This window comes from Aeromonas sp. CA23 (genome assembly GCF_002587065.1).
GTDB classification, from domain to species: Bacteria; Pseudomonadota; Gammaproteobacteria; order Enterobacterales; family Aeromonadaceae; genus Aeromonas; species Aeromonas bestiarum.
In genome coordinates, this window is the sequence record NZ_CP023818.1 from 4827468 (window position 1) to 4850578 (window position 23111).

The following is a 23111-nucleotide window of genomic DNA, read 5'->3' on the forward strand; positions in this document are numbered from 1 at the left end:
CTCAGATGAGCCAATCACCCCCTATGGTCAAAGACTCAATCAGCGGTGCGGACTACTTCCTGCGCGGCTTTTCGCTCATCCGCCAGCCCGGCATCCGCACCTTCGTGCTGATCCCCCTGCTGGTCAACTTCGTACTGTTTGCGGGGGCCTTCTACGCCCTCTTGCTGCAACTGGACGGCCTGTTCGGCTGGCTGCACCAGCAGATCCCCAGCTGGCTCGACTGGCTGGACTACCTGCTCTGGCCCATCGCCCTGGTCACCATACTGGTGGTCTTCTCCTTCCTGTTCAGCTCGGTGGCGAACTGGATAGCGGCCCCCTTCAACGGCCTGCTGGCGGAGAAGGTGGAACAGACCCTCACCGGCGAGGTGGTCAGCGACACCGGCATGCTGGACATAGTCAAGGATGTGCCCCGCACCTTCGGCCGCGAATGGACCAAGTTGAAATATTACCTGCCCAAGGCCATCGGCTGCCTGATCCTGTTCCTCATCCCTGTGGTCGGGCAGACACTCGCCCCCGTGCTCTGGTTCCTGTTCAGTGCCTGGATGATGGCGATCCAGTACATCGACTATCCGTTCGACAACCACAAGATCAGCTTCATCACCATGCGCGATGCCCTCAAGCAGCGCCGCGGCAAGTGCCTGAGCTTTGGCGCTCTGGTCACCCTCTTCTCCGCCATCCCGGTGGTGAATCTGTTCGTGATGCCGGTGGCCATCTGTGGCGCCACCGCCATGTGGGTGGATCACTACCGCGCCGAACAGCTCAAACGCTGATCCCTTACCTCGTGGCAAACGGGCACCCTGGCGGTGCCCGTTTTTTTGCATTATAAAAAATAATGCATAGCCTTCATCGCTTGTCGCCTATAGCCTGAATTGATAGGATGCGGGCCTTTCTCGCACCCTGGGATATCTCATGTTACATGCACTCTTCTTGTTGGGCCTGGTGGCCGAAGGGATGACTGGCGCGCTGGCAGCGGGTCGGCGACGGATGGATCTGTTTGGCGTGGTGATCATCGCCTCGGCGACGGCCATAGGCGGCGGTACCATACGGGACGTGCTGCTTGGCCACTATCCGCTGCTCTGGATCGAGCATCCGGAATATGTGTTGCTGGTGGCCGGCGCGGCCATGGCGGCTGTCATCTCGGCGCCGCTGATGCGCTACCTCGGCAAGCTGTTCATGGCGCTCGATGCGCTGGGACTGGTGGTCTTCTCCATCTTCGGGGCGGCCCGTGCGCTTGAGATGGGTCATGGGGCCGGCATCGCCTGCATCATGGCGGTGGTGACGGGTGCCTTCGGTGGCGTGCTGCGGGATCTGCTCTGCCAGCGCATTCCGCTGGTGTTTCGCCGCGAGCTCTACGCCGCCATCTCGCTGGTGACGGCCGCCCTCTACTGCCTGGCGCTGGATCAGGGCCTGCCCAACGACTGGGCCGCCTTCGGTGCCATCGGCATCGGCTTCGTGCTGCGCCTCTTGGCGGTGCGTTTCAAGTGGGGGCTGCCCACCTTCCATTACCAGTACGCGACGCACTGAGCGCGCCAGGTTCTGGCGAGGCGGTACGGATCGCCGACAACAAAAAAGCGCCTGTCAGGCGCTTTTTTGCATTGATAACCGGGCGCTTGCCTCAGTTGATCCCTTCCGAGCTGAAGAAGGTCGCCTTGTCGGCGATGAAACGGATCTTGATGTTCTTGCCCTCATTGCCCCAGATGCAGCTGGTAGTGCCGAGCGTATCGTCGCAGCGCTCCGCCTTGCCGAGTATGCTGCTTGCTTGCGTATAGCTGATCCCCATCTGCAACTTGTCGTAGTTCTCGCGATTGAGCTTGCTGCAACCGGTCAACAACAGGGCGATCAGACCCCCGAGCAAAATATGTTTCATCTGGTTCTCCTCTGGATGGTGTCCAGAGCCTACCAGCTCGGCCACCCTGTTTGCCAGCCGTCATCCGCGCGGCCACACCCCAAGTTGAAGCCGCCCACGACTACCAGCTGCGCACAGGCCCGGTATCGAGGTGCACGAAGTTGTCGCTCGGATAGTAGCCGACCCCACCCACCTTGAGATTGAGCGCCGCCTTGCGCAGGTGTGCCAGCTGCACGCCCGGGATCCGCACGTCCACCGCCTGTCCCAGGGTGTGGTAGCTGTGCTTGGCCACACCGCGGCTCCTGCTGCGCTTCTGGCGGTTGGTCACGGGGGAACGATAGCCCGAGATGAGCTGGATCTCGCCGTGACGGCCCAGCTTGTGCTGCAACAGATAGAGCTGATCGAACAGCTTCTTGTCTATGCTGAACACTTCGTTGCGACGGTAGTCGCGAAAAATATGGTTGAGCTCGGCCAGCCCGTCTTTCAGGTAACGGCCATCCTCCCAATAACTGGCGCTCACTCGCTCGCCGGTATTGAGATTGAAGAAACTGAGTTCACGTCCCGCCGTACTGCGACTCGCCATGGCCGGGGATGACAGCATGGCTCCCCCCAGCAGGCAGCCGGCCCCCAGCAGCAGGCGACGTCGGCTTATCTCTTGTTCAAGCATCCGTTGTCCGTCCATCGCAGATTGAAGTGAAACAGGTGAATGAATTTGATACAGGGGCTCGAAACTACCTGCCGGGCCCCCTCATGTCAAACCGCCGGGGCTCAATAGAAAAGCCCGGCACGGGCCGGGCTTTTCACTCTGTGGCGAGGATCACAGCAAGCGACTCTGGAAGCTGACTCGATCAAATCCATAGATGTCGTTGCGCAGTTGCTGGCGACCCTCTTCGTCGATCCAGCTGCTCCAATAGACGGTAAACACCGGGATCGGGGTGGTCAGCGGCAGCCACTTGGTCTGGGTCTCTTTCAATATGCTGGCCACCTTGTCCGGCTGGTAGCGGGAGTCCGCCAGCAGCAGCTCGGCCAGATCGTCCGCATGCTCCACCCGGATGCAACCCGAGCTGAAGGCGCGTGCCCCCTGCTCGAACAGCGCCTTGCGCGGCGTGGAGTGCAGGTAGATGGCCTCGTTGTTGGGCAGGTAGAACTTGTAGCGACCCAGCGCATTGTGATCCCCCGGCTTCTGCCGCAGGCGATAGGGGAAGCCTGTCGCCAGCGCCTGCTGCCACGCCTCCTCGGTAAACTGCACCGGATTGCCTTCGCCGTCGATCACCTCGAACTGCTCGCGGTTGAGGTAGGCGGGATCCCGGCTCAGCTTGGGCAGAATGTCTTTGCTCAGGATGGAGCGCGGCACATGCCAGGCCGGGTTGAGCACTATGGAGCGGATCTCGCTGGCCAGAATGGGGGTCGCCCGCTGCTCCTTGCCGACGATGACCCGGCTGGTGAATACCTCGTTGCCGGACTCCACCACGCTCAGTCGATAGTCGGGAATGTTGACCAGCACGTAGCGGGCACCGGAGAGCTGATCCACCAGATCGCGACGCCACAGGTTGCGCAGCAACAGGCTGGCGCGCACCTCGGGCCCGGTATTGAGCCAGCTGCGGGTCTGCCGACCTATGATGCCGTCGGCGGTCAGGCCGTGGCGGCGCTGGAACTGCTTGATGGCCTGCTGGGTGTCGGCGTCATAGGTGGCGTCGTCATGGCGGGGAGCCGCATCGCCCAACTCGTTGAGTATGGTGCGGATCTGCCCCAGTTCGGCCGAGGTCTCACCCGCCCGCAGGGTCGGCATGGTGAGGGTCGGCCAGCGTTTGGCCATGGGCATGGCCAGCAGCTTGCGCACTTCCTCGCGCACCCCGTCGTACTCGGCAACCTGGGGTCTGAGCTGCTTGACCTGCTCCAGCAGGTTGTCGCCGGCAGGCTCGTGGGCCAGCGGCTTGTTCAGGTTGAGTTTGAGGGTCTGCATCTGCTCGCGGGAGACCAGATCCATGGCACGCCAGGCTTGCTGGAAGCGGGCCAGCTTGCCAAACACCTCGTCATAAATGGCGCCGCGCTGATCAACGGGCTTGGCCTGCAGCTTCTTCCAGAGGCTGAAGAAATCCGGGTGCAGCTGGGCCAGCACGGCCTCCTGCAACTGCTGCTCCAACTCGTGGCGAGCCTGCTCCGCCGTGCTGTTCTGGTACCAGTCGTGCTGCACCGCAGCATTGGTCACCACCACCTGACCCTCGCTGGCCTGCGCCATGGCCGCAGGCCAACAGCCCAGCCAGATCAGGTTTGCCAATGCCAGCCAATACTTCTTCCCCATGCTTACCTCAAGATCGGTTCACTTCAGCCTGTCAGACCCGGCGGTCAAGGCGCTCATGATGCGTGAATGCCAACGACTTTACTAGCTGGCGGGCGCGTAGCGCCGCCAGATAATGTCATACTCATTTGTTGCTTTAAATTCAGCCAACTCCCGATTGAACGCCTTGACAAACGCGGGTGACAGCCGCTTCTTGCTGAACATGAAGAAGGTCGGTGCCTCATAGACGGGCATGGTGTGAGGTACGATCAGATCGGCCAGCCCCTCTTCTTTCAGACCCCAGGGGGTCGCCAGAATATCCCCGAGGAAACCGTCGATCCTGCCGAGCACCAGCTTGCCATAGTTTTGCCGATCGTTGACCACGCTGACTTGGGCCGCATAACGGCGCACCAGTTCGGCGGTTTCGGCACCATAGTAGTAGTCCTTGGTGACCCCCAGGGTGTGGCCATTGGCCAGCCAGGTCGCCAGATCGGATTCGGAATAGGAGGATGACTTGCGGATCCAGAGCACGCTGCGCCCCGGGTTGTAGGCATCGGAGAACCAGGCGTAGCGGCCACGCTCGTCGTTGAAATAGGCCTCCATGGCGATATCGAGCGAGCCTTGTTCCAGGCCGTGCAACACCCGCTTCCAGGGCAGCTCGACATAGGTCGCCCGGCAGTCCAGACGCTTGAGCATGGCGTTGAGCGCCTCGACCGCAAAACCCTGCAGCACCTTGGGCGCGGTCGCCGTCGCACTGGCGTAATAGTGATAGGGTGGCCAGTTGTCGTAACCGACCCGCAATGGAGAGGGACACAGGCTGTTTGCCGACACCAGCGGGGTCAGCAACCAGAGCATCCAGCAACAGAGTTTCAGCTTCATGGGTCATCCTTGACTTGGCGATAGGTCATCATAAATCGGCCTTGGTAAAATGGCGACAGATCCTGCCACAGCGATCGCGACTGCCAGCACAGTGTCTGAACGGGCCCGCCGCGGCAGCAGGGACTCAGCCCGGAAATGAGCCCAGCCCCCGCGCGGCATAAGGCCGGATCAGGCGATAAAAAGGGCAAAGCAGGAACATTTGGAGCACTGACTGGAAAGGGGTTAATATGTGACCAAATATATTTTTGTGATCCACTATGCTTTTTTTGCAATTGGATTAGCATATGCGCGAAATCAGCCTACCAATCGTGAGGCGTAGAGAGTGATATGACGTACAAAAAGTTCGGTTTTCTGACGGCCATCATGGCCCTGAGTGGTTTCTACCTTTACACCCTCTATCTGGCTGCTCACCCCAACGTGAGCCTGGCCTACAAGCTCTATTACCTGGAAGGCAAGACCCGCTTCTGGGAGCACAACTCCAGCATGACCTACCAGCCCGGCAACGAGCTCAATCTGACCAAGCCGAGCCGCTTCCTCTCCAGCGAAGGCTGGGCCAAGAAGCCGAGCGCGGACGGCACCGAACTCAGTGGCCAGGGTGGCCTCTACTTCGTGCTGCCAAGGCAACAGGCACAACCCGAACAGCTGACCATCCAGGCCCGGGTCAACAGCCCGCAAGCCGGTGCACTGCTAAAGGTGGCACTGGGTCATGACTTCACCACCACCATCAAGCTGGCCAAGGCCGGTATCAACGAGATCCGGCTCAATCTGCCGGGCGAATCGCTGACATCGGATCCCAAGCGTCCCAACTTCCTGGCGCTGTCCGCACCGACACCTCTCAATGTCCAGTCGGTACGTCTGACAGTCGCCCAGTAAGACGTATTATCCAATACGCTGTTTTATAAAATAATTTTCCAAATAAGGAAGTTTTCATGTCGCATGCCGATTTTCGACTCTCTCTGATCGTTCCCGTCTACAACGAGGAAGAGAGCATAGATGCCTTCATCAACGCGATAGATAACGAACTGGCGCCCCTCAAGGATCGGCTGGAGATAGTGTTCGTCAACGACGGCAGCCGTGACCGCACCCGTGAGGTGATCGAGCAGGCCATTACCCGCGATCCCCGGGTGACCCTGGTCAACCTGGCGCGCAACTTCGGCAAGGAAGCGGCCATGACTGCCGGCCTGCATCATGCCAAGGGCGATGCCATAGTGCCGATGGACGTGGATCTGCAGGATCCCCCTGCCCTGATCCTCGAATTCGTCAAGCTGTGGCAGACAGGTGACTATGACACCGTCTACGGCATCCGGGTGGATCGCAGTGCCGATACCCCGATGAAGCGCCTCACCGCCGGTGGCTTCTACCGTTTCTTCAACGCCCTCTCCACCAGCACCAAGCTGCCGGAGAACGCCGGTGACTTCCGCCTGATCGACCGCCGCGTGGTCGAGGCGATCAAGCAACTGCCGGAGCGCAACCGCTTCATGAAGGGGCTGTTTGCCTGGGCCGGCTTCCGTGCCGTCGGCGTGCCTTACGAGCGCCCCGCCCGTCACGCCGGTGAAACCAAGTTCAACTACTGGAAGCTGTGGAACTTCGCCCTCGACGGCCTGATGAGCTTCTCCAGCTGGCCGCTGCGGGTGTGGAGCTACGTCGGTGTCGGCGTCTCCTTCGTCGCCTTCCTCTACATCCTCAAGATAGTGACCCAGGTGGTCTTCTTCGGCGTAGACGTGCCGGGTTACGCCTCCCTGATGTCGGTGGTGCTCTTCCTCGGCGGCATCCAGCTGCTGTCGCTCGGCATCATAGGCGAGTACATAGGCCGCATGTTCGTGGAAGTGAAGCAGCGCCCCGTCTACCTCATCGAAGGGGTGTACGGCCAGTATGCCAAGCAGGATGAAGCACAACCGCAGGACGGCGCGGCCACCGGCAGCAAGAAGAGCGCAGGCAAGAAGGCGGCCACAGTGAAGGCCGCTGACGACCAGCAGGAGCAAGCGCCTCAATGATCTCCCGCGAGGAATTCTGGCGCCTGTTTCGGTTCGGTCTGGTCGGCGGGGGGGCAACCCTCGTCGACCTTGGCACCTCTATCGCGCTGTTCCACACCTGGCCTGCCATCTCTGAGCACTGGGTTACCACCATCGCCTTCATGATTGCCTTCTGGTTCTCATTCTTTGGCCATCGCTACATCACCTTCCAGAAACAGGGCGCCATCGGCAAATTCTTGCTGGTCGCACTCTTCTCGCTGGCGGTGAGAAACCTGATATTGAGCGGTCTGCTGTTTGCGGGTCTTTCCGGTCTGCTGCCTGTGGTGATCGCCACCCTGACAGTCACCGTGCTCACCTACCTCCTCTCCAGGATCTGGGTATTTGCCTGATGAATGACATGACAACTATGACCCCTGACAACGTGGGCCCCTACCGCCCGTCACTGCGGATTAGCAGCCGCGACTGGCTGATGATCATCGCCGCCTTCGTACTGAGCCGAGTGGCGCTCTATGGCATGGGCTATTTTGGCGTTCAGCTCTACGGCGCCACCGACATAGGTCCGCTGCAAGCCTATTGCCAGTTCGACTGCGTCTGGTTCCAGCGCATCATAGAGAACGGCTACGATCTCTACCCCCGCTGGCTCAGCAAGGGCAACGCGGCCAACTGGGCCTTCATGCCGCTCTACCCCATGCTGTCGGGCGCGCTCTCCAACCTGCTCAAGGTCGAGAGTCTGATCGGCCTGATGCTGGTGGCCAACATCGCCTTCTTCGCCAGCCTGCCGTTGATGCTGCTGGTGCTGCGTCAGCTCAAGCTGGGTGACGAGACAGCCCGCTTCGGCGTCTGGCTGCTCGCCTTCTCCCCCTTCTCCGCCTATTTCGTCTCCGGTTATACCGAGTCGATGTTCATGGCGTTGATGCTGGGGATGTTCCTGTTCGCCTATCGGGAACAGTGGCTGATGGTGGCGCTGCTCGGCGTCTTCATCTCAGGCACCCGCAACCTGGGGGTCATGATGGTGTTCCCCGTGCTGATCCTGGCCCTGCAGGCCTACGGTTGGCGCGAGTTCTTCCGCTTCACCGAGCGGGCCTTCAAGGTGGTGTTCACCCTCTGGATGATCCCGCTCGGCCTGTTTGCCTACATGGTCTACCTCTATCACCTCACCGGTGATGCGCTGGCCTTCAAGCACATCCAGGTGGCCTGGGGCCGTTACATGGACAGCCCGCTGGACTGGTGGCTGAGCGGCTTCGAGCTGGGGGGTCGCAAGTCCTACCTCTCCATCATGGTGATGTTCGGCTGGGCCCTGAACCTCTATCTGTTCAGCCAGAAGCGCTGGGCCGAGGCGACCCTGATGTTCATCTGCTGCACCATACCGCTGATGACAGGCCTCAACGCCATGCCGCGCTACATGTTCGGCCTCTATCCGACCATGCTGGCCATTGTCCTGCTGACCCATCGCTGGCCTGCCATTCGCCCGGCCGTGCTCTGCGTCAGCGGCATGGTGGCCTCCTTCATCGCGGTGGCCTTCGTCAACTTCAAGTTCTTCACCGTTTGATGTAATCACTTGCACCAAAAAGCCGGTCGACTGACCGGCTTTTTTTATGGCTGGCGTTCCGGTGTCACACTTTCCCATTTCTGAAAACGTAACCATTTGAACTGAGCTCACAAATCGGTGCTTTGCCTGTCCATGCCCGCCACCATGCCCCCTAGAATGAGCCCCATTGACGGAATCTGGTCCGCTTACCCCTGCTCAAGGAATGGCTTATGCGTCGCGCTCCCCGCTTCTCTCCCCTCTGGCTCGCCCTGCTGGCCGGCCCCCTGTTGACCGGCCAGGTGCTGGCCGCCCCCGAGGTGCATCTCTATGTGGATGGCAAAGCGGTCGCCACGCCGCTGCGCCTGGACAAGGGCCCGGTGGAGCTGACCCATACCCTCGCCAAGGGCAGCCACCAGATCCGGATCAGCGACCCAGGCAGCAGCTGCGGCACCAGCTTCGGCCCGAGCGAGAGCAAGCCGCTCCCCTTCGGTACGGCGCAACCCATGGACAAATGCACCAAGGATCAAAGTTTTACCCTGCGGGTGATGCTGGCGGGGGACTATCAGTTCACCTTCAACCCGGCTACCCCCAGCCTCAAGGTGCTGCGGGCTACCAAGAAGAGTGAGTTCAAGCGCCAGCCCCCCGAGGAGCCCTGCATCCAGTGGGATGGCGGCCCTGTCACCGTCTCGCTCAAGGGGGTCTGGCCCGACGGCACCCGGCTGCGGGATGCCTACTCCGGCCAAGAAGGCATGGTCAAGGGGGGCAAGCTGACCCTGACCCCGACCAAAGAGAGCGGCGGCCTGCTGCTGCTCGAGCAGGTCAAGGCGGCCAAGCCGGCCCCCTTCAACTGGGATCAGGCCAGCGTCTATTTCCTGCTGACCGACCGCTTCAACAACGGCGACCCCGCCAACGACCACAGTTTCGGCCGCCAGAAAGACGGCCAGGACGAGGTGGCCACCTGGCACGGCGGCGACTTCAAGGGCTTGACCGAGAAGCTCGACTACATCAAGAGCCTCGGCATGAACGCCATCTGGATCACCCCCATGGTGGAGCAAGTGCACGGTTTCATCGGCGGCGGCGAGCAGGGCAACTTCCCCTTCTACGCCTACCACGGCTACTGGGCGCTGGACTTCACCAAAATCGATCCCAACTACGGCGACGAGGAGAGCCTGAAAACCCTGGTGGACGAGGCCCACAAGCGCGGCATGCGGATCATCCTCGACGTGGTGATGAACCACGCCGGCTACGCCACCCTGGCCGACCTGCAGGATCTGGGGCTCGAGAACCTGACCCAGAACACGGGTAAATTGCCGACCCGCTGGAACGAGTGGCGCCCGAGCGGCGGCCTCAACTGGCATGGCTACAACCAGTTTATCGACTACCAATCGAGCGATTGGAGCAAGTGGTGGGGCCCTGACTGGGTGCGGGCCGGCCTGCCCGGTTACCCGCAACCGGGTACCGACGACGTCACCGGCACAGTGGCGGGGTTGCCCGATTTTCTGACCGAATCAACCAAATCTGTGGGGCTGCCGCCGCTGCTGGCAGCGAAGCAGGACACCAGGGCCAAGCCACTGCCCAATGCCAGCGTGAGCGACTACCTCATCGCCTGGCACACCGACTGGGTGCGCCGCTTCGGCATAGACGGCTTTCGGGCCGACACAGTCAAGCACCTGGAGCCCGCCGTCTGGGCCAGGCTCAAGCAGGCAGGCACGGCGGCGCTCAAGGAGTGGAAACAGGCCAACCCGACCAAGGCGCTCGATGACCTGCCCTTCTACATGGTGGGCGAGGTGTGGGATCACGGGGTCGCCAAGGATTTCTGGTACCAGAACGGCTTCGATTCACTGATCAACTTCGACTACCAGCGCGAGTTCGCCCTGCCCCAGGCCCAGTGCATGGCGGGCAGCGAGCCCACCTATGCCGGCTACGCCAGCCGCATCAACCAGGATCCCGAGTTCAACGTGCTGAGCTACATCAGCTCCCACGACACCAAGCTGTTCTTCGGCGACTATCAGGATGTGCCGCTGCAGCGGCGGGTGGCCAACAGCTTCATGCTGCTGCCAGGCGGCATCCAGCTCTACTACGGGGACGAGTCGGGCCGGGGTCTGGCCAAGGATGGCGGCGTGTTCGATCAGAGCGTGCGATCTGACATGAACTGGCAGGAGCTGGCCAGTGGTGACAAGGCCGAGCTGGTCAAGCACTGGCAGCGACTCGGCCAGTTCCGCGCCGCTCACCCGGCGGTGGCGGCAGGCAGCCACAAGAAGCTGTCCGATGCGCCCTACAGCTTTGTGCGGGAGAAGGGGAACGACAAGGTGGTGGTGGTCTTCGCCGGTCGGCAGAAATAACGTCTGGGCCAGATTAACCACAAGAGAGAGGGGAGCCAGTGGCTCCCCTCTTCATGTCAGGCATCGAACATTCCGCAGGCTCGTCTTACGCCGGCTGACGGGCCGCCACCGGCCACTGCAGCCGCACCTTGACCAGCAGCGCCTGCCACAGGGGCCAGGCCAGCAAGGCCTGTTGATAGACGCCGGCCTGACCGGGCAGCTGGATGCCGTAGCTGGCCAGTCGATAAGCCATCACCCCGTAGAAAGCATCTATGATACCCGCCTCGCCGAAGTAGAAAGGCCCCCTCGCCTGAGACCAGATGGTCTGCAAGCGCGCCAGCTCGCCTATGGCCTCCACCGGCGGCTCGCTGCGGGTCGGCGCGCCCAGGAAGAAGGGCAGCTGGCTGCGGATCTGCCCAAAGCCCGCGTGCAGTTCGGCGCACAGGCTGCGGGCCAGTGCCCGTTCGGCGCGGGAAGCGGGATAGAGCTGGCGGTCTGGACAGAGCTCGTGCAGGTATTCGGCGATGGCCAGCGAGTCGTGTATCCGCACGCCATCGTGATCCAGCCAGGGCACCAGGCCGGCAGGCCCCACGCGCTTGAGCCGCGCCAACGCCTTGGCATCTTCCAGATCGAACACCTGCTCCTGCCACTCCAGTCCGCTCATGGCGAGCACCAGCGCGACGCGCATCGCCCAGGTGGAGCCAGTGCCCACCGTCAATACCAAGGATCCCATCTCTTGCCTCCTGCATGGGTTGCTCATGACCATCCCATCGGCCCCAATGGCACGACATCCGACGGTCGCTTCACATTTGCACGCCTGCGGGTTTGACCCCCTCGGGGAGCGATGCTAGTTTGATTTTCCAAAACAATCAGTTAGCAACAATGTGAGCAATGGATAGCCAATTTACCATCGTCATCGCAGATGACCACCCCCTGTTTCGGGGCGCCCTCTATCAAGCGGTGCACATGGCCATCAACGACGCCCAGCTGCTGGAGGCGGACTCCATCGACAGCCTGACCAGCCTGCTGGGGGAACACCCTGAGGTGGACCTGTTGCTGCTCGATCTCAAGATGCCGGGCGCCAACGGCTTCTCCGGCCTCGCCCACCTGCGTGGCCAGCACCCGGATCTGCCCATAGTCGTGGTCTCCGCCTCGGAGGATCCCGCCATCATCCAGCAGGTGTTGCGGCTCGGGGCGCTGGGCTTCATCCCCAAATCCGTGCCCATGAAGGAGCTGGTCAACGCCCTCAATACGGTGATCGGGGGGGATAACTGGGTGCCGGCCGGCATCTCGCTGCATCCGGAGTCCGAAGATGGCCCCGATTTCGCCAGCAAGCTCGCCAGCCTCACCCCCCAGCAGTACAAGGTGCTGGTGATGCTGCGCGATGGCAGCCTCAACAAGCAGATAGCCTGGGAGCTCAACGTCTCCGAGGCCACCATCAAGGCCCATATCACCGCCATCTTCCGCAAGCTCGGCGTCAAAAATCGCACCCAGGCGGTCATAGCCCTGCAGCAGATGGATATCAAGGACGACTGACCCCCTTATCGCCATCAAGGCCCATATCCACTCCCGCCTTTCGCAAGCTCGGCGTCAAGAATCGTACCCAGGCGGTGATAGCTCTGCAGCAGATGGATATCAAGGACGACTGAGCGGCTGCCAACAAAGGCCCATATCCACTCCCGCCTTCCGCAAGCTCGGCGTCAAGAATCGTACCCAGGCGGTCATAGCCCTGCAGCAGATGGATATCAAGGACGACTGACCCCCTTGCCACCATCAAGGCCCATATCACTCCCGCCTTTCGCAAGCTAGGCGTCAAGAACCGCACCCAGGCGGTGATAGCCCGTAGCAGATGGATATCAAGGACGACTGAACCCGCTCATCTCGTCTGGCATAAGGATCCGCCGCTCGACAAATAGCACGGTCGTACTTTATGCTGCAGGGCCAACGAGGAGAGTGCGATGAGCAAGGGCCGGTTGACCCGCGACAACATTTTGCAGACTGCGTTTGAGCAGGCGAGCCAGCAGGGACTGGAGAGCCTGACCATAGGCTCCCTTGCCTGCGCCTGCGAGATGTCCAAGAGTGGCCTCTTTGCTCACTTCCAATCCCGCGACAACCTGCAGATCGCCGTGCTGGAGTACGCCGCCGAGGTGTTCCGGGAACGGGTGATCCAGCCGGTGCGCCAGCAGCAGCACGGCAACCAGCAGGAGAAGCTGATCGCCCTGCTGCAGGCCTGGCTGGCCTGGAACCAGAGCTTCGCCGGCCGCTGCATGTTCCTCGATGCCTGGACCTCGGCCCAGGAGGGTGAGGTGCAGCAGGCTGCACGCCAGCTGGTACGCTTCTGGCTCGACTACCTGGCCCGCCAGGTGGTGCAGGGTCAGACGCAGGGGGAGTGGCGCGGCGACATGGATCCCTGGCGCGCCGTCTACCGGCTGTACGGCCTCTATCTGGGGGATCAGGTGTTCAACGCGCTGGACTTGTGTCAGGATCCGGCCCGCCACTTCTGGCCCGAAGTGGAGGCTCTGCTGACAAGCTGGCGCTGATTTTCAACTGCCTTTTTAAAAACCCACAAAAAAGCACGACCGTTCGAACACAAAACAGACAGGAGCATCATGAGCAGCAAGATCTACTTCAACACCCGCCGCTTCAGCCCGAGCAAGTGGCTGCTGGGGCTCGGCACCCGGTTGCACCACAGACTCGCCCCGGCCCACGCCAAACGCACAGCCAGCAAGCTGTTGCTCACCCCCCAGCGCAACCAGCGGGACGCGGCGGCGCCTGCGGGCCTGGTCAAACAGGCCGTTCACACCAGCGAAGGTGTGCTGATGAGCTACCGGCTCGGCCAAGGGCCGGTCTGGCTGCTGATGCACGGCTGGTCCGGCAGCGCCAGCCAGTTCTATCCGTTGATGAGTCACATCGCCGCCCAGGGCTTTACCGCCATCGCCTATGATCATCCGGCTCACGGCCACAGCGCCGGCCATACCGGCCACCTGCCCCGCTTCGTGCGCGCCTTCGACGAGCTGGTGGCCAAACTGAGCGACGAGTCTGGCCCCATCCAGGGGCTCATAGCCCACAGCATGGGGGGCGCCGTCACCCTCTCCAGCCGGGTGCCAGGCCTGGACCGGCTGCCACTGCTGCTCATCTCGCCCGTGCTCGACTATGTGCCCCAACTCTACGGCATGGTGGCGCGCTCCGGCTACTCCATCCGGCTGTTCGATGCCGTGGTGAAAGAGATAGAGCAGGAGTACCAGCACCCCCTCAGCACTGTCGATCCGCTGGGGCGCCTCGCCAGCCGCGCGGGAGCCGCCACCATAGTGCACGACGAGGAGGACAGGTTTGCCCCCCACGACGACTCCCTGCGAGCAAGCCGGGACGGCCGCACCCGGCTGGTCACGACCCGGGGGCTGGGCCACGGTCGCATCCTCGCCAGCGCCCCCGTGTTTGCCGCCTTCGATCGGCTGAACACGCCGCAGACGGCCGGATGACAGGGGTCGAAACCGGCTTGCAAAAAAATGGTGAGCAACCCTGTTTTTATATTCGATACAGCGCCTTATAGTTAAATTGCTCGGTGGCAACACCCCCAGTGGCAAGCACATAAGGCGCAGTATCATGAGCAGGGTGTACTGCTGCCGCCAACAACATAAGGGGTAGCGTCATGGCCAGACCCAACACAGCTCTTCTGTTAACCGGTGGTGGTGCTCGCGCCGCCTATCAGGTCGGGGCCCTCAAGGCCATCGCCGAGTTCTATCCCCGCAATCTCGGCATTCCCTTTCCCATACTGTGCGGTACCTCGGCCGGCGCCATCAATGTCACCGCACTGGCCTGTTATGCCTCCTGTTTTCATCTGGGGGTACGCAAGCTGGAGTGGGTCTGGCGCCGCTTCGAGACCCATCACATCTTCGACTTTCATCCCGGCAGATTGCTGTGGCGGCTGATGTACGAGGGCTCGGCAGGCCTCATCAATCCCCACACCAACCACGCCTTTCACCTGTTCGACAACGCGCCGCTGCGCCGCCTGCTGGATCAGCTCATCGACTACCACCGCATCGATGACAACATCCTCTACGGCAGCCTGGAGGCGCTCGCCATCACGGCGTCCGATTACGATGACGGCCTCTCCACCACCTTCTTCCAGGGGCGGGCCGAACACCTGCCGTGGGAGCGGGCCAGACGGCGCGGGGTGCGTACCCTGCTCACCTCGGATCACCTGCTGGCCTCCTCGGCGCTGCCGTTTGTCTTTCCCGCGACCCATATAGGCGACAAATTCTACGGCGATGGCTCCATCCACCAGCTCAGCCCGCTCAGCCCCGCCATCCACCTGGGGGCGGAGCGGATCCTGCTGATCACCCTGGATCCGCCGGCCCACTCGGCGCCGACCTTTCATCACGGTCACCTGACCAGCTCCAACATCGCCAGCCACTTGCTGGACACCGTCTTCACCGACACCCTCAACTCGGATCTTGAGCGGCTGTGGCGCATCAACCAGACCCTGGATCTCATTCCTGAGCGGGAGCGCAACCGTTTGAAATTGAAGCGGGTGGAGACCTGCGTGCTGAAGCCGAGCGAGGACCTCGACATCATGGCGCTGAACTATTTGCGCAAGCTGCCGGTGCACCTGCGCCGCCTGCTGCGGGTGCTGGGGGTCACGGGGGATGAGACCAGCAGCCTGGCCAGTTTCCTGATGTTCTACCCCGGCTATTGCCAGCAGTTGATCAAGCTGGGCTACCGGGACACCCTCAACGAGCGCCAGCGGGTCGAACAGTTTCTGGGCATAGAACAGATGGCGCGGGAGGAGGCATGAACCGCAGCCAACCCGGGGGACAGCCGAGCTAGCGCCCCTCCAGCAGCCGCTGTTCGGCCTGCTCCATCGCCACCGCATTGCCAAACAGCACCAGCCGATCCCCCGCCGCCAGCGTCAGCTCGGGTCTGGGCTCCAGGCTCTGCTCGCCGCGCTGCACCTCCTTGATCCGTACCTCCTCCAGTGCCAGCGCCTGCACAGTGCGCCCCACAGCCCAGGCCTGATCGTGCAGCAGCACGGGATGCAGTCGCTCGAGCAGCTGGTCCGTCTCCAGATTGCCGGCGCTCTGATCCCCCCAGTAGAAGCCGTGCAGGAAGCGATACTGGCTGCTGCGCTCGTGCTCCATGCGCCGGATCACCCGGCCTATGGGGACGTTGCAGTTGAGCAGCAGGTGAGAGACCAGCATCAGGGCCCCCTCCTGGGATTCGGGGATCACCTCATGGGCCCCCGCCTGCTTGAAGGCCTCCAGAAAGCTGTCATCCCGGGTGCGCACCAGCACCCTGACATCCACCGCCAACTCCCTGATCAGCGCCAGCATGGCCTCGACCCGCTTGCGATCGTCGAAGGTGATGATCACCAGCCGGGCCCGCAACAGGCCGGCGGCCAGCAGGATATCGCGCCGGCTCGCATCGCCAAACGCCACCTGCTCCCCCGCCGACTTGGCCTCGCTCACCCGCTCGGGATCGAGATCCAGCGCCAGGAAGGGGATGTCCTCCAGCTTGAGGAAGCGGGCACAGGTCTGCCCGGCCCGGCCGAAACCGGCGATGATGACGTGTTGATGCTTGCTGAGGCCGGACTGCGCCACCTCGGAGCGGGAGAGCAGGGTCGAGTCGATGAGCGAGCGGGCCAGACCCTGGGCCCGCTGCACCAGCCAGGGGGTCATGGCGATGGAGGTCACCCCTATGCCGATGAGCAGGGAGATCAGCTGATGGTCGAGCAGGCCGTGGTGATTGGCCAGCGCCAGCAGCACGAAGCCAAACTCGCCGACCTGGCTCAGCATGATCCCCGTCGCCATGGCATCGCGCTTGCGCTCCCCCATCAGGCGTCCGGCCAGCAGCACCAGCAGGGATTTGATCAAGATGAGGCCGAGCACGCTGAGGATCACCTGCCACCAGGCCCGTGCCACCAGCTGCCAGTCCATGGTCATGCCGATGGTGATGAAGAAGAGCCCCATCAACACGTCCCGAAACGGCCGTATGTCCACCTCCAGCTGGTGGCGATAGTGGGATTCGCCCAGCATCATGCCCGCCAGAAACGCCCCCAGCGCCATGGAGAGCCCCATCCACTGGGTCAGCGAGGCGGCCAGCAGCGCCACCAGCAGGGCGCTCAGCACGAACAGCTCGTCGGAGCGGGCCCGCGCCACCTCGTGAAACAGCAGCGGCAGCAGCCACTTGCCCACCGCCAGCAGGCTGAACAGGGCGAACAGCCCCTTGAGGGTGGCCCAGGCGATCTCCGCCAGCAGGGCGCCGCCCTGGATCTCGGGCCTCGCCAGTATGGGGATCATCACCAAGAGTGGCACCACCGCCAGATCCTGAAACAGCAGCACGCTCACCCCGAGCTGGGCCCGGCGGGTGTGCAGCTGTTTTTGCTCCCCCAGCGGCTTGATCACCACTGCGGTGGAGGAGAGCGCCAGGGTGCCCGCGACCACCAGCGCCTGCGGCAGGCTCAGCCCCCACCACCATGCGAGCCAGAAGAACAGCGAGGAGGTGAACAACACCTGCAAACCGCCCACCCCCAGCACCAGCATCCGCATGGCGATCAGCCGCGGCAGCGAGAACTCCAGCCCGAGCGAGAACATCAAAAAGACGATGCCGAGCTCGGCTATGGTCTGCATGATCGCCTGCCCCGTGATCACGGCGGCGCCATAGGGGCCGAGCACTACCCCGGCGAGCAGGTAGGCGAGGATCACCGGCTGGCCGAGGCGCCGGAAAATCGCCACCAGCAAGACGGCGGCAAACAGCAGGATCAAGACATCTGTATACAATTTTCCCTCCCTTTTTATCCACTTAAGCCTAGCCAGCCGCCCTTGTTCACATCGAACATATTTTGGGCACAAGGATTGCAGGGAAGTGGCAGGAAGTAGGATGTATGAGGGCTGTACCGTGGAAAACGCATCGTCATTGAATGGCTTGGGGCATGGCATAGAGCAGTGGGTTCGCCAGATGGAGCGGCTCACGCCGCTGGCCAGCCAGGATCGCAACCAGCTGCTCGAGCTCTTGCTGGTACAGACGGATCTCGACAGCCTGCTGGCAACCTTTGCCGATCGTGCGGCAAGAATTGTCCGAATACACAGCCTCTACTTCGATCACGCCCAGCCACTTCGGCTGATCCAGCAACCGCCCCAGGCCAGCCTGACGCTGCACAGCTACCCGTTCGAACTGCGCGGCCAGCATGGCCAGCTGTTCGGCCAGCTGCACTACACCCTGGAACACACCCTGAGCGGCAGCCAGCAGCGGATCCTGCAGCAGTACCATCAACTGCTCTGCATGCCCCTGCCCCTCTATCTGCGGCTGGCACAACTGGAGCAACAGGTGCGACTCGATCACCTGACCGGGCTCGGCAACCGCTCCTACTTCGACGAGGCCATAGGCCGCGCGGTGGAGCAGCACAGCCGGGAGTCTCACGGTCTGGTGCTGGTACTGCTGGATCTGGATCACTTCAAGCAGATCAACGACACCTGGGGCCACCCGATCGGCGATCTGGTGCTGAGCCGCTTCGCCCAGTTGCTCAAGAGCTGCATCCGCAGCACGGATCAGGCGTTTCGCCTCGGTGGCGACGAATTTGCGCTGCTGCTGCAACCCGCCGAGCCCGAGGCCTGGCGCCCCGTCTGGCTGCGGCTGCAACACATGCTGATGACCCACAAGGAGCTCAGCACCTTCTCGGTCGGCTGCAGCCTGGGGGCCGCCAGCTGGCAGTCCGGGGTGGCGGTCCACAGCCTGTACGAGGCGGCGGACGCTCACCTCTACGCCCGCAAAAAAGCGGGCAAGGCCGGCCTGCTGGATTGAAGCCGTCAGAGGACGAGTGCAAAAAAGCCGGCAATGCCGGCTTTTTTGTCTTGATGGCGGCCCGGCTTCACTCCGGGATCCAGCTGTCCGCCGCTGGCAGCCAGTGCCACTCCAGACCGGCGGCTCGCGTCATGAATCCGTCACAGATAAAGAGTCCGGCCACCGCCGCCACCTGCTCGCCGTAATAGAGGATGGGAATGCGCCCCCGCTGCCAGGAGGGCACCCCATACTCTTGCAGCAACTTCTTGAAGCGCCGACTGCCGCTGCGCCCCACGGGTTTGAGCATGATCCCGGGCGTCACCTGAAAACGCACCAACATTGGCTCCCGCGCGGTGGGCAGCCTCAACCCCTCACCGCCCTGGCGCAGCACTAGCTGCACCTGTCCCAGCCCGTCCGGCAAGGCGACCGACTCGCCAACCGCCACCGTCAGCTGCGCGTGACAGGGCACCAGCCCCGGCTTGACCAGATGAAGCCGGCCCTGAAAACGGCGGCAATCCAGACTCTTCAAGCTGAACTGCGGATTGGCGTCCTCTCGCGCCAGCGCCACCTCCTGCCACAGCAGAGCCAGCTGATCCCGGGAGGGCATCTCGCCCCCCAGCCGGCGGATCCAGTAGCGCAGCAGGTTGTTGCGCCGGGTCGCCGAGAGCCCGAGCAACGGCTCGATATTCAGGGCACTCCCTTCACCGGCCAGCCGCCAGTCCGCTTCGGCCAGCTCGGTCAGCAGCGTCTCCTGCTCGGCGCACAGCGCCATGCTGCGGGCGGCGGTGCGGGCCATGGCGGGCCAGCGCGCCTTGAGCTGCGGGATAAGCGTCTGGCGCAGGAAGTTGCGGTCATAGCTCACATCCTGATTGCTCTCATCCTCCACCCAGCCGTAAGGAAGCGATTGGGCCACCTCGGCCAACTCGGCCCGGCTCACCTCAAGCAAGGGGCGCAGCAACAGGCCGGCCGCAAACGGCTGACTCGGCAGTATGCCCGCCAGGCCGCGCACGCCGGCGCCACGCTTGAGGGCCAGCAGCAGTGTCTCCAGCTGATCGTCCTGATGATGGGCGGTGAGCAGCCACTCCCCGGCCCCCAGGCTGGCGGCCAGCCGTTGATAGCGGGCCTCCCGGGCCTGGGCCTCCAGGCTCTCGCCATTGCCACGCACCAGTTGTACCCGCTCGACCATGAGCGGCACCGCCAGTTGCTGACACACGGCTTCACAATGGGCTACCCAGGCATCGGCATGAGGGCTCAGGCCGTGATGCACGTGCAGGGCGCGCAGCACCAGCCCCTGCTCGCGGGCAAACTGCGCCGCCAGCACCAGCAACACGGTGGAATCGAGCCCGCCACTGAAGGCAACCAACAGGCCCCGGGAACCTTCCGGCGCTGGCAGGGTCTGACAAAAACGAGAATAAATACGAGAAATCATAGGCTTCCCCAAAACGACCAGGCCGATCTTAGCAGAGTCGGGCTTATCAAGCTGCAACCCGACTGTTAGAGTGAAGAACTGCCCTGTTTGGGCCAGGAAGCTGAATAACCCGAATTGGAATCCAACAAGATGAACAATAAAAAAAGCCTGCTGGCCGGCCTCATCGGACTGGCCCTGCTGGCCGGTTGTAGTCAGGCGCCGGACACAGCAGACAAACACTCCGGCCTCGCGCTGGCCAACATGGACACCCGGGTCAAACCCGGTGACGACTTCTTCCGCTACGTGAACGGCCACTGGCTGGCCACCGCCAAGATCCCGGACGACAGGCCCGCCGACGGTGCCTTTTACATGCTGCGGGACAAGTCACTGGCGGACGTGCGGGTGCTGGTCGAGGGGCTCGACGGCAAGGCGGCGGCAGGCACCCCGGCCCAGCAGATCCACGATCTCTACCAGAGCTATCTGGATCAGGGCAGCCGGGATGCCAAGGGCACCACACCGCTGTTGCCCCTGCTGAGCGAGATCGATCAGCTCCGCGATCGGAGCGGGCTGGCCCGGGCCTTTGCCCAGAGCGGTCGCACTGGCGGCGGCGCCCCGTTCGGCTTCTGGATCGATGCCGATGCCAAGGCGCCGGACAGCTATGCGGTCTACCTCTATCAATCCGGGCTCAGCCTGCCGGATCGGGATTACTACCTCAAAACCGACCCCAACAGCCAGGCGCTGCGGCAGAAATACGAGCAGCACATCACCGGCATGCTGACCCGTTTCGGTGAAGCGGATGCCAAGGCCAAGGCCCAGCGCATCCTGGCCCTTGAGACCAAACTCGCCCAGATCCAGTGGGACAACGTGGCCCTGCGGGATCGGGAGAAGAACTACAACAAGGTGCCCCAGAGCGAGCTCAAACGCCTCGCCCCGCATATCGACTGGGATGGCTACCTGGATCAGGCCGGCCTCGCCGGTCAGAGCAGCCTGGTCATAGGCCAGCCGAGTTATCTCGCCGCCCTCGATGGCCTGATGCAACAGACCCCGATCGGCGACTGGCAAGCCTACCTCAAGTGGCAGCTCATCACGGATTACGCCCCCTATCTCGACAGCCAGACCGACGCCCAGAACTTCGCCTTCTTCGGCACCACCCTGAGCGGCACCCCCAAGCAACGCGCCCCTTGGGAGCGTGCCCTCGGCGTGCTGGACGATCACCTGGGCGAGGCGGTGGGCCAGCTCTACGTGGAGCGCTACTTCCCGCCCCAGGCCAAGGCCCGCATGGAGCAGCTGGTGGAGAACCTGCGCACCGCCTACGGCCAGAGCATTCAGGAGCTGGACTGGATGTCGCCGGCCACCAAGACCCAGGCGCTGGAGAAGCTGGCCAAGTTCAGGCCCAAGATCGGCTACCCGGACAAGTGGAAGGATTACAGCGCCATCGAGATCCGCCAGGGCGATCTGCTGGGCAGCCTGCAACGGGCTCACGCCTTCGAGTATGCCGACAACCTGGCACGCCTCGGCAAGCCGGTAGACAGAGACGAGTGGCACATGTCGCCGCAGACGGTGAACGCCTACTACAACCCGAGCAACAACGAGATCGTCTTCCCGGCCGCCATACTGCAGCCCCCCTTCTTCGACCTGACGGCGGATGATGCGGTCAACTACGGCGCCATCGGCGGGGTGATCGGCCACGAGATGGGCCACGGTTTCGATGATCAGGGAGCCAAGTCCGACGGCGACGGCCTGATGCGCGACTGGTGGACGCCGCAGGATCTCAAAGAGTTCCGCTTCCGTACCAGCCGGCTGGTGGCCCAGTACAACCGCTTCGAGCCCATCAATGGCCAGTTCGTCAACGGCCAGTTCACCCTGGGGGAGAACATTGGCGATCTGGGTGGCCTCACCATAGCCCACAAGGCCTACGAGCTGTCGCTCAAGGGCGAGGAAGCCCCCGTGCTGGACGGCTTCACCGGCGAACAGCGCTTCTTCCTCGGCTGGGCCCAGGTGTGGAAGGGCATGTATCGCCCCGAGCTGATGCAGATGCTGCTCGCCTCGGATCCCCACTCTCCGCCCGAGTACAGGGTCAACGGCGTTGTGCCGAACATCCCCGCCTTCTACGAGGCGTTCAACATACAGCCGGGTGACAAGCTCTATCTGGCACCGGCCAAACGGGTCAAGATCTGGTAATGACCGCCTCCGGCGAGGCAGAGAAAGAGAGCCGGGCAGAGGCAAGCCCGAACCCGGCCCACACATTCACATCCGTGACGGGCAGGCGTGCCGCCCGTCACCGCAGCAACAAGGGTCACAACGATGAAAGCCTTATTCATGACACTCGGCCTGCTCACCCTGCCACTGACTGGCCAGGCGGTGGAGGGATTCTTCAAACAGCTGACGCTCCCCTCCGGCCAGGTGATCACCGTCAGCGAGGGACGGGGTGAACCCGCCTCCATCGGCAGCTACGACGTGCGCCTCTACTCAGGCGCCAATCCCCAGTTCCCCCTCGATCAGTTCATCGACGGCAAGGTGCTGGCGCGCGATGGCACCATCAAGGAGCTCAAACTGCAGGATCTCAACGGTGACAAGCAGCCCGAGCTCATCGTCATCATGGAGAGCGCCGGCAGCGGCAGCTACCTGAGCGCCGATGCCTTCACCATACATCCGCAAGAGGGGCTCGACAGCTTCAACCACGTGGAAGAACTGGCCCCCACGGAAGATGTGATCCAGGCGCTTAAGACCCCCCGCGATTAATTAATCACACGCATGAGGCAGCCCCGCAACTTGGGGCTGCCGCCTTGTCTGTGACAGATGCCGACGCCCTTTCCCGCCTCCTTGCCGCCCGGCTAGGGGCCTGCGCCCCGATGGACGGCTATTTTTTCTGCGTTTATAATCGCCCCACCTTGCCACTGCGAAAAATAAGGAGGTAAAAAATGGTTATCCAAGCGTGTCCGATGTTCTCGGCCCGCCTGTTCGGCACATTCGCGTGCTCTTGCCTGCATACCATCGCGCTGCGATAGCGGGTTCGAGCAAAGCCGACTCCCTTCCAAACCGAGACCTTTCTCGACTCTGCCGTTGTCGCCAGCGCTCCTGATGACAGGGATCTTCGATCCC

General features: G+C 62.7%; 21 protein-coding genes and 1 pseudogene. 15 read left to right on the plus strand and 7 right to left on the minus strand.

Going from position 1 to position 23111, the window contains the following annotated elements:
• The first annotated feature begins 5 nt into the window (after window positions 1–5).
• Window positions 6–770 carry a sulfate transporter CysZ gene (gene cysZ, locus CK910_RS22205; RefSeq protein WP_043134533.1) on the plus strand — a complete coding sequence of 255 codons (765 nt, stop codon included), beginning with the start codon at window positions 6–8 and terminating at the stop codon, window positions 768–770.
• A gap of 139 nt (window positions 771–909) precedes the next feature.
• Window positions 910–1524, plus strand: a complete 615-nt coding sequence (locus CK910_RS22210) for a trimeric intracellular cation channel family protein (protein WP_042038201.1) — start codon at window positions 910–912, stop codon at window positions 1522–1524.
• A gap of 91 nt (window positions 1525–1615) precedes the next feature.
• Here CK910_RS22210 and CK910_RS22215 read toward each other — a convergent pair whose 3' ends face one another.
• From CK910_RS22215 to CK910_RS22230, 4 genes are all read right to left on the minus strand, one after another.
• Window positions 1616–1867 carry a hypothetical protein gene (locus CK910_RS22215; protein ID WP_043134531.1) on the minus strand — a complete coding sequence of 84 codons (252 nt, stop codon included), beginning with the start codon at window positions 1865–1867 and terminating at the stop codon, window positions 1616–1618.
• Window positions 1868–1967: 100 nt separating this feature from the next.
• On the minus strand, window positions 1968–2513 hold the full coding sequence (locus tag CK910_RS22220; RefSeq protein WP_098984742.1) for a DUF882 domain-containing protein: 546 nt from the start codon (window positions 2511–2513) through the stop codon (window positions 1968–1970).
• Window positions 2514–2663: 150 nt separating this feature from the next.
• Complete coding sequence (locus CK910_RS22225; RefSeq protein WP_098984743.1) at window positions 2664–4148, minus strand: L,D-transpeptidase family protein; 1485 nt, start codon at window positions 4146–4148, stop codon at window positions 2664–2666.
• 81 nt (window positions 4149–4229) lie between these two features.
• Entirely contained in the window at window positions 4230–5003 is a 774-nt protein-coding gene (locus tag CK910_RS22230; protein ID WP_043554804.1) for a substrate-binding periplasmic protein, read from the minus strand.
• Between the two features lie 327 nt (window positions 5004–5330).
• On the opposite strand from CK910_RS22230, the gene CK910_RS22235 reads away from it, so the two are divergent.
• The 5 genes from CK910_RS22235 to CK910_RS22255 all read left to right on the plus strand — a co-directional run bounded on the left by CK910_RS22235 (window position 5331) and on the right by CK910_RS22255 (window position 10846).
• Window positions 5331–5876: a hypothetical protein gene (locus CK910_RS22235; RefSeq protein WP_042038194.1), complete on the plus strand. Its 546-nt coding sequence runs from the start codon at window positions 5331–5333 to the stop codon at window positions 5874–5876.
• Between the two features lie 56 nt (window positions 5877–5932).
• A complete protein-coding gene (locus CK910_RS22240) occupies window positions 5933–6997 on the plus strand; it encodes a glycosyltransferase family 2 protein (RefSeq protein WP_043134526.1) in 1065 nt (354 codons plus the stop codon).
• A complete protein-coding gene (locus tag CK910_RS22245; protein WP_042867228.1) occupies window positions 6994–7365 on the plus strand; it encodes a GtrA family protein in 372 nt (123 codons plus the stop codon). Before CK910_RS22240 ends, CK910_RS22245 begins: the two co-directional genes overlap by 4 nt.
• Window positions 7365–8525: a membrane protein gene (locus CK910_RS22250; RefSeq protein ID WP_043134523.1), complete on the plus strand. Its 1161-nt coding sequence runs from the start codon at window positions 7365–7367 to the stop codon at window positions 8523–8525. Before CK910_RS22245 ends, CK910_RS22250 begins: the two co-directional genes overlap by 1 nt.
• 209 nt (window positions 8526–8734) lie before the next feature.
• Window positions 8735–10846, plus strand: coding sequence for an alpha-amylase (locus CK910_RS22255; protein ID WP_098984744.1), 2112 nt, complete (start codon window positions 8735–8737; stop codon window positions 10844–10846).
• Between the two features lie 85 nt (window positions 10847–10931).
• Here CK910_RS22255 and CK910_RS22260 read toward each other — a convergent pair whose 3' ends face one another.
• Window positions 10932–11558, minus strand: a complete 627-nt coding sequence (locus CK910_RS22260) for a glutathione S-transferase (RefSeq protein WP_098984745.1) — start codon at window positions 11556–11558, stop codon at window positions 10932–10934.
• A gap of 158 nt (window positions 11559–11716) precedes the next feature.
• On the opposite strand from CK910_RS22260, the gene CK910_RS22265 reads away from it, so the two are divergent.
• The 5 genes and pseudogenes from CK910_RS22265 to CK910_RS22285 all read left to right on the plus strand — a co-directional run bounded on the left by CK910_RS22265 (window position 11717) and on the right by CK910_RS22285 (window position 15620).
• Window positions 11717–12361 (plus strand): response regulator transcription factor, encoded by a 645-nt coding sequence (locus CK910_RS22265; RefSeq protein WP_042867224.1) that lies wholly within the window; start codon window positions 11717–11719, stop codon window positions 12359–12361.
• Window positions 12362–12374: 13 nt separating this feature from the next.
• A pseudogene (locus tag CK910_RS23960) lies at window positions 12375–12474 on the plus strand (DNA-binding response regulator); the annotation flags it as partial.
• A 309-nt stretch (window positions 12475–12783) separates the two neighbouring features.
• Window positions 12784–13365: a TetR/AcrR family transcriptional regulator gene (locus CK910_RS22275; RefSeq protein ID WP_098984747.1), complete on the plus strand. Its 582-nt coding sequence runs from the start codon at window positions 12784–12786 to the stop codon at window positions 13363–13365.
• 69 nt (window positions 13366–13434) lie between these two features.
• Window positions 13435–14304: an alpha/beta hydrolase gene (locus CK910_RS22280; protein ID WP_172955399.1), complete on the plus strand. Its 870-nt coding sequence runs from the start codon at window positions 13435–13437 to the stop codon at window positions 14302–14304.
• Window positions 14305–14474: 170 nt separating this feature from the next.
• Window positions 14475–15620, plus strand: a complete 1146-nt coding sequence (locus CK910_RS22285; RefSeq protein ID WP_043134513.1) for a patatin-like phospholipase family protein — start codon at window positions 14475–14477, stop codon at window positions 15618–15620.
• Between the two features lie 28 nt (window positions 15621–15648).
• On the opposite strand, the gene CK910_RS22290 is transcribed toward CK910_RS22285, so the two are convergent.
• Window positions 15649–17601, minus strand: a complete 1953-nt coding sequence (locus tag CK910_RS22290) for a cation:proton antiporter domain-containing protein (RefSeq protein ID WP_098984748.1) — start codon at window positions 17599–17601, stop codon at window positions 15649–15651.
• Window positions 17602–17701: 100 nt separating this feature from the next.
• Here CK910_RS22290 and CK910_RS22295 point away from each other — a divergent pair, with 100 nt between their 5' ends.
• Window positions 17702–18622, plus strand: coding sequence for a GGDEF domain-containing protein (locus CK910_RS22295; RefSeq protein WP_172955400.1), 921 nt, complete (start codon window positions 17702–17704; stop codon window positions 18620–18622).
• 67 nt (window positions 18623–18689) lie between these two features.
• Here CK910_RS22295 and tilS read toward each other — a convergent pair whose 3' ends face one another.
• Window positions 18690–20030, minus strand: coding sequence for a tRNA lysidine(34) synthetase TilS (tilS, locus tag CK910_RS22300; RefSeq protein ID WP_098984750.1), 1341 nt, complete (start codon window positions 20028–20030; stop codon window positions 18690–18692).
• A gap of 129 nt (window positions 20031–20159) precedes the next feature.
• On the opposite strand from tilS, the gene CK910_RS22305 reads away from it, so the two are divergent.
• Both CK910_RS22305 and CK910_RS22310 read left to right on the plus strand, forming a co-directional pair.
• The gene (locus tag CK910_RS22305; RefSeq protein WP_172955401.1) at window positions 20160–22190 is read left to right on the plus strand and encodes a M13 family metallopeptidase; all 2031 of its coding nucleotides are present in this window, start codon (window positions 20160–20162) and stop codon (window positions 22188–22190) included.
• A 123-nt stretch (window positions 22191–22313) separates the two neighbouring features.
• Window positions 22314–22751: a PliI family lysozyme inhibitor of I-type lysozyme gene (locus CK910_RS22310; RefSeq protein WP_098984752.1), complete on the plus strand. Its 438-nt coding sequence runs from the start codon at window positions 22314–22316 to the stop codon at window positions 22749–22751.
• The last annotated feature ends 360 nt before the right edge of the window (window positions 22752–23111 follow it).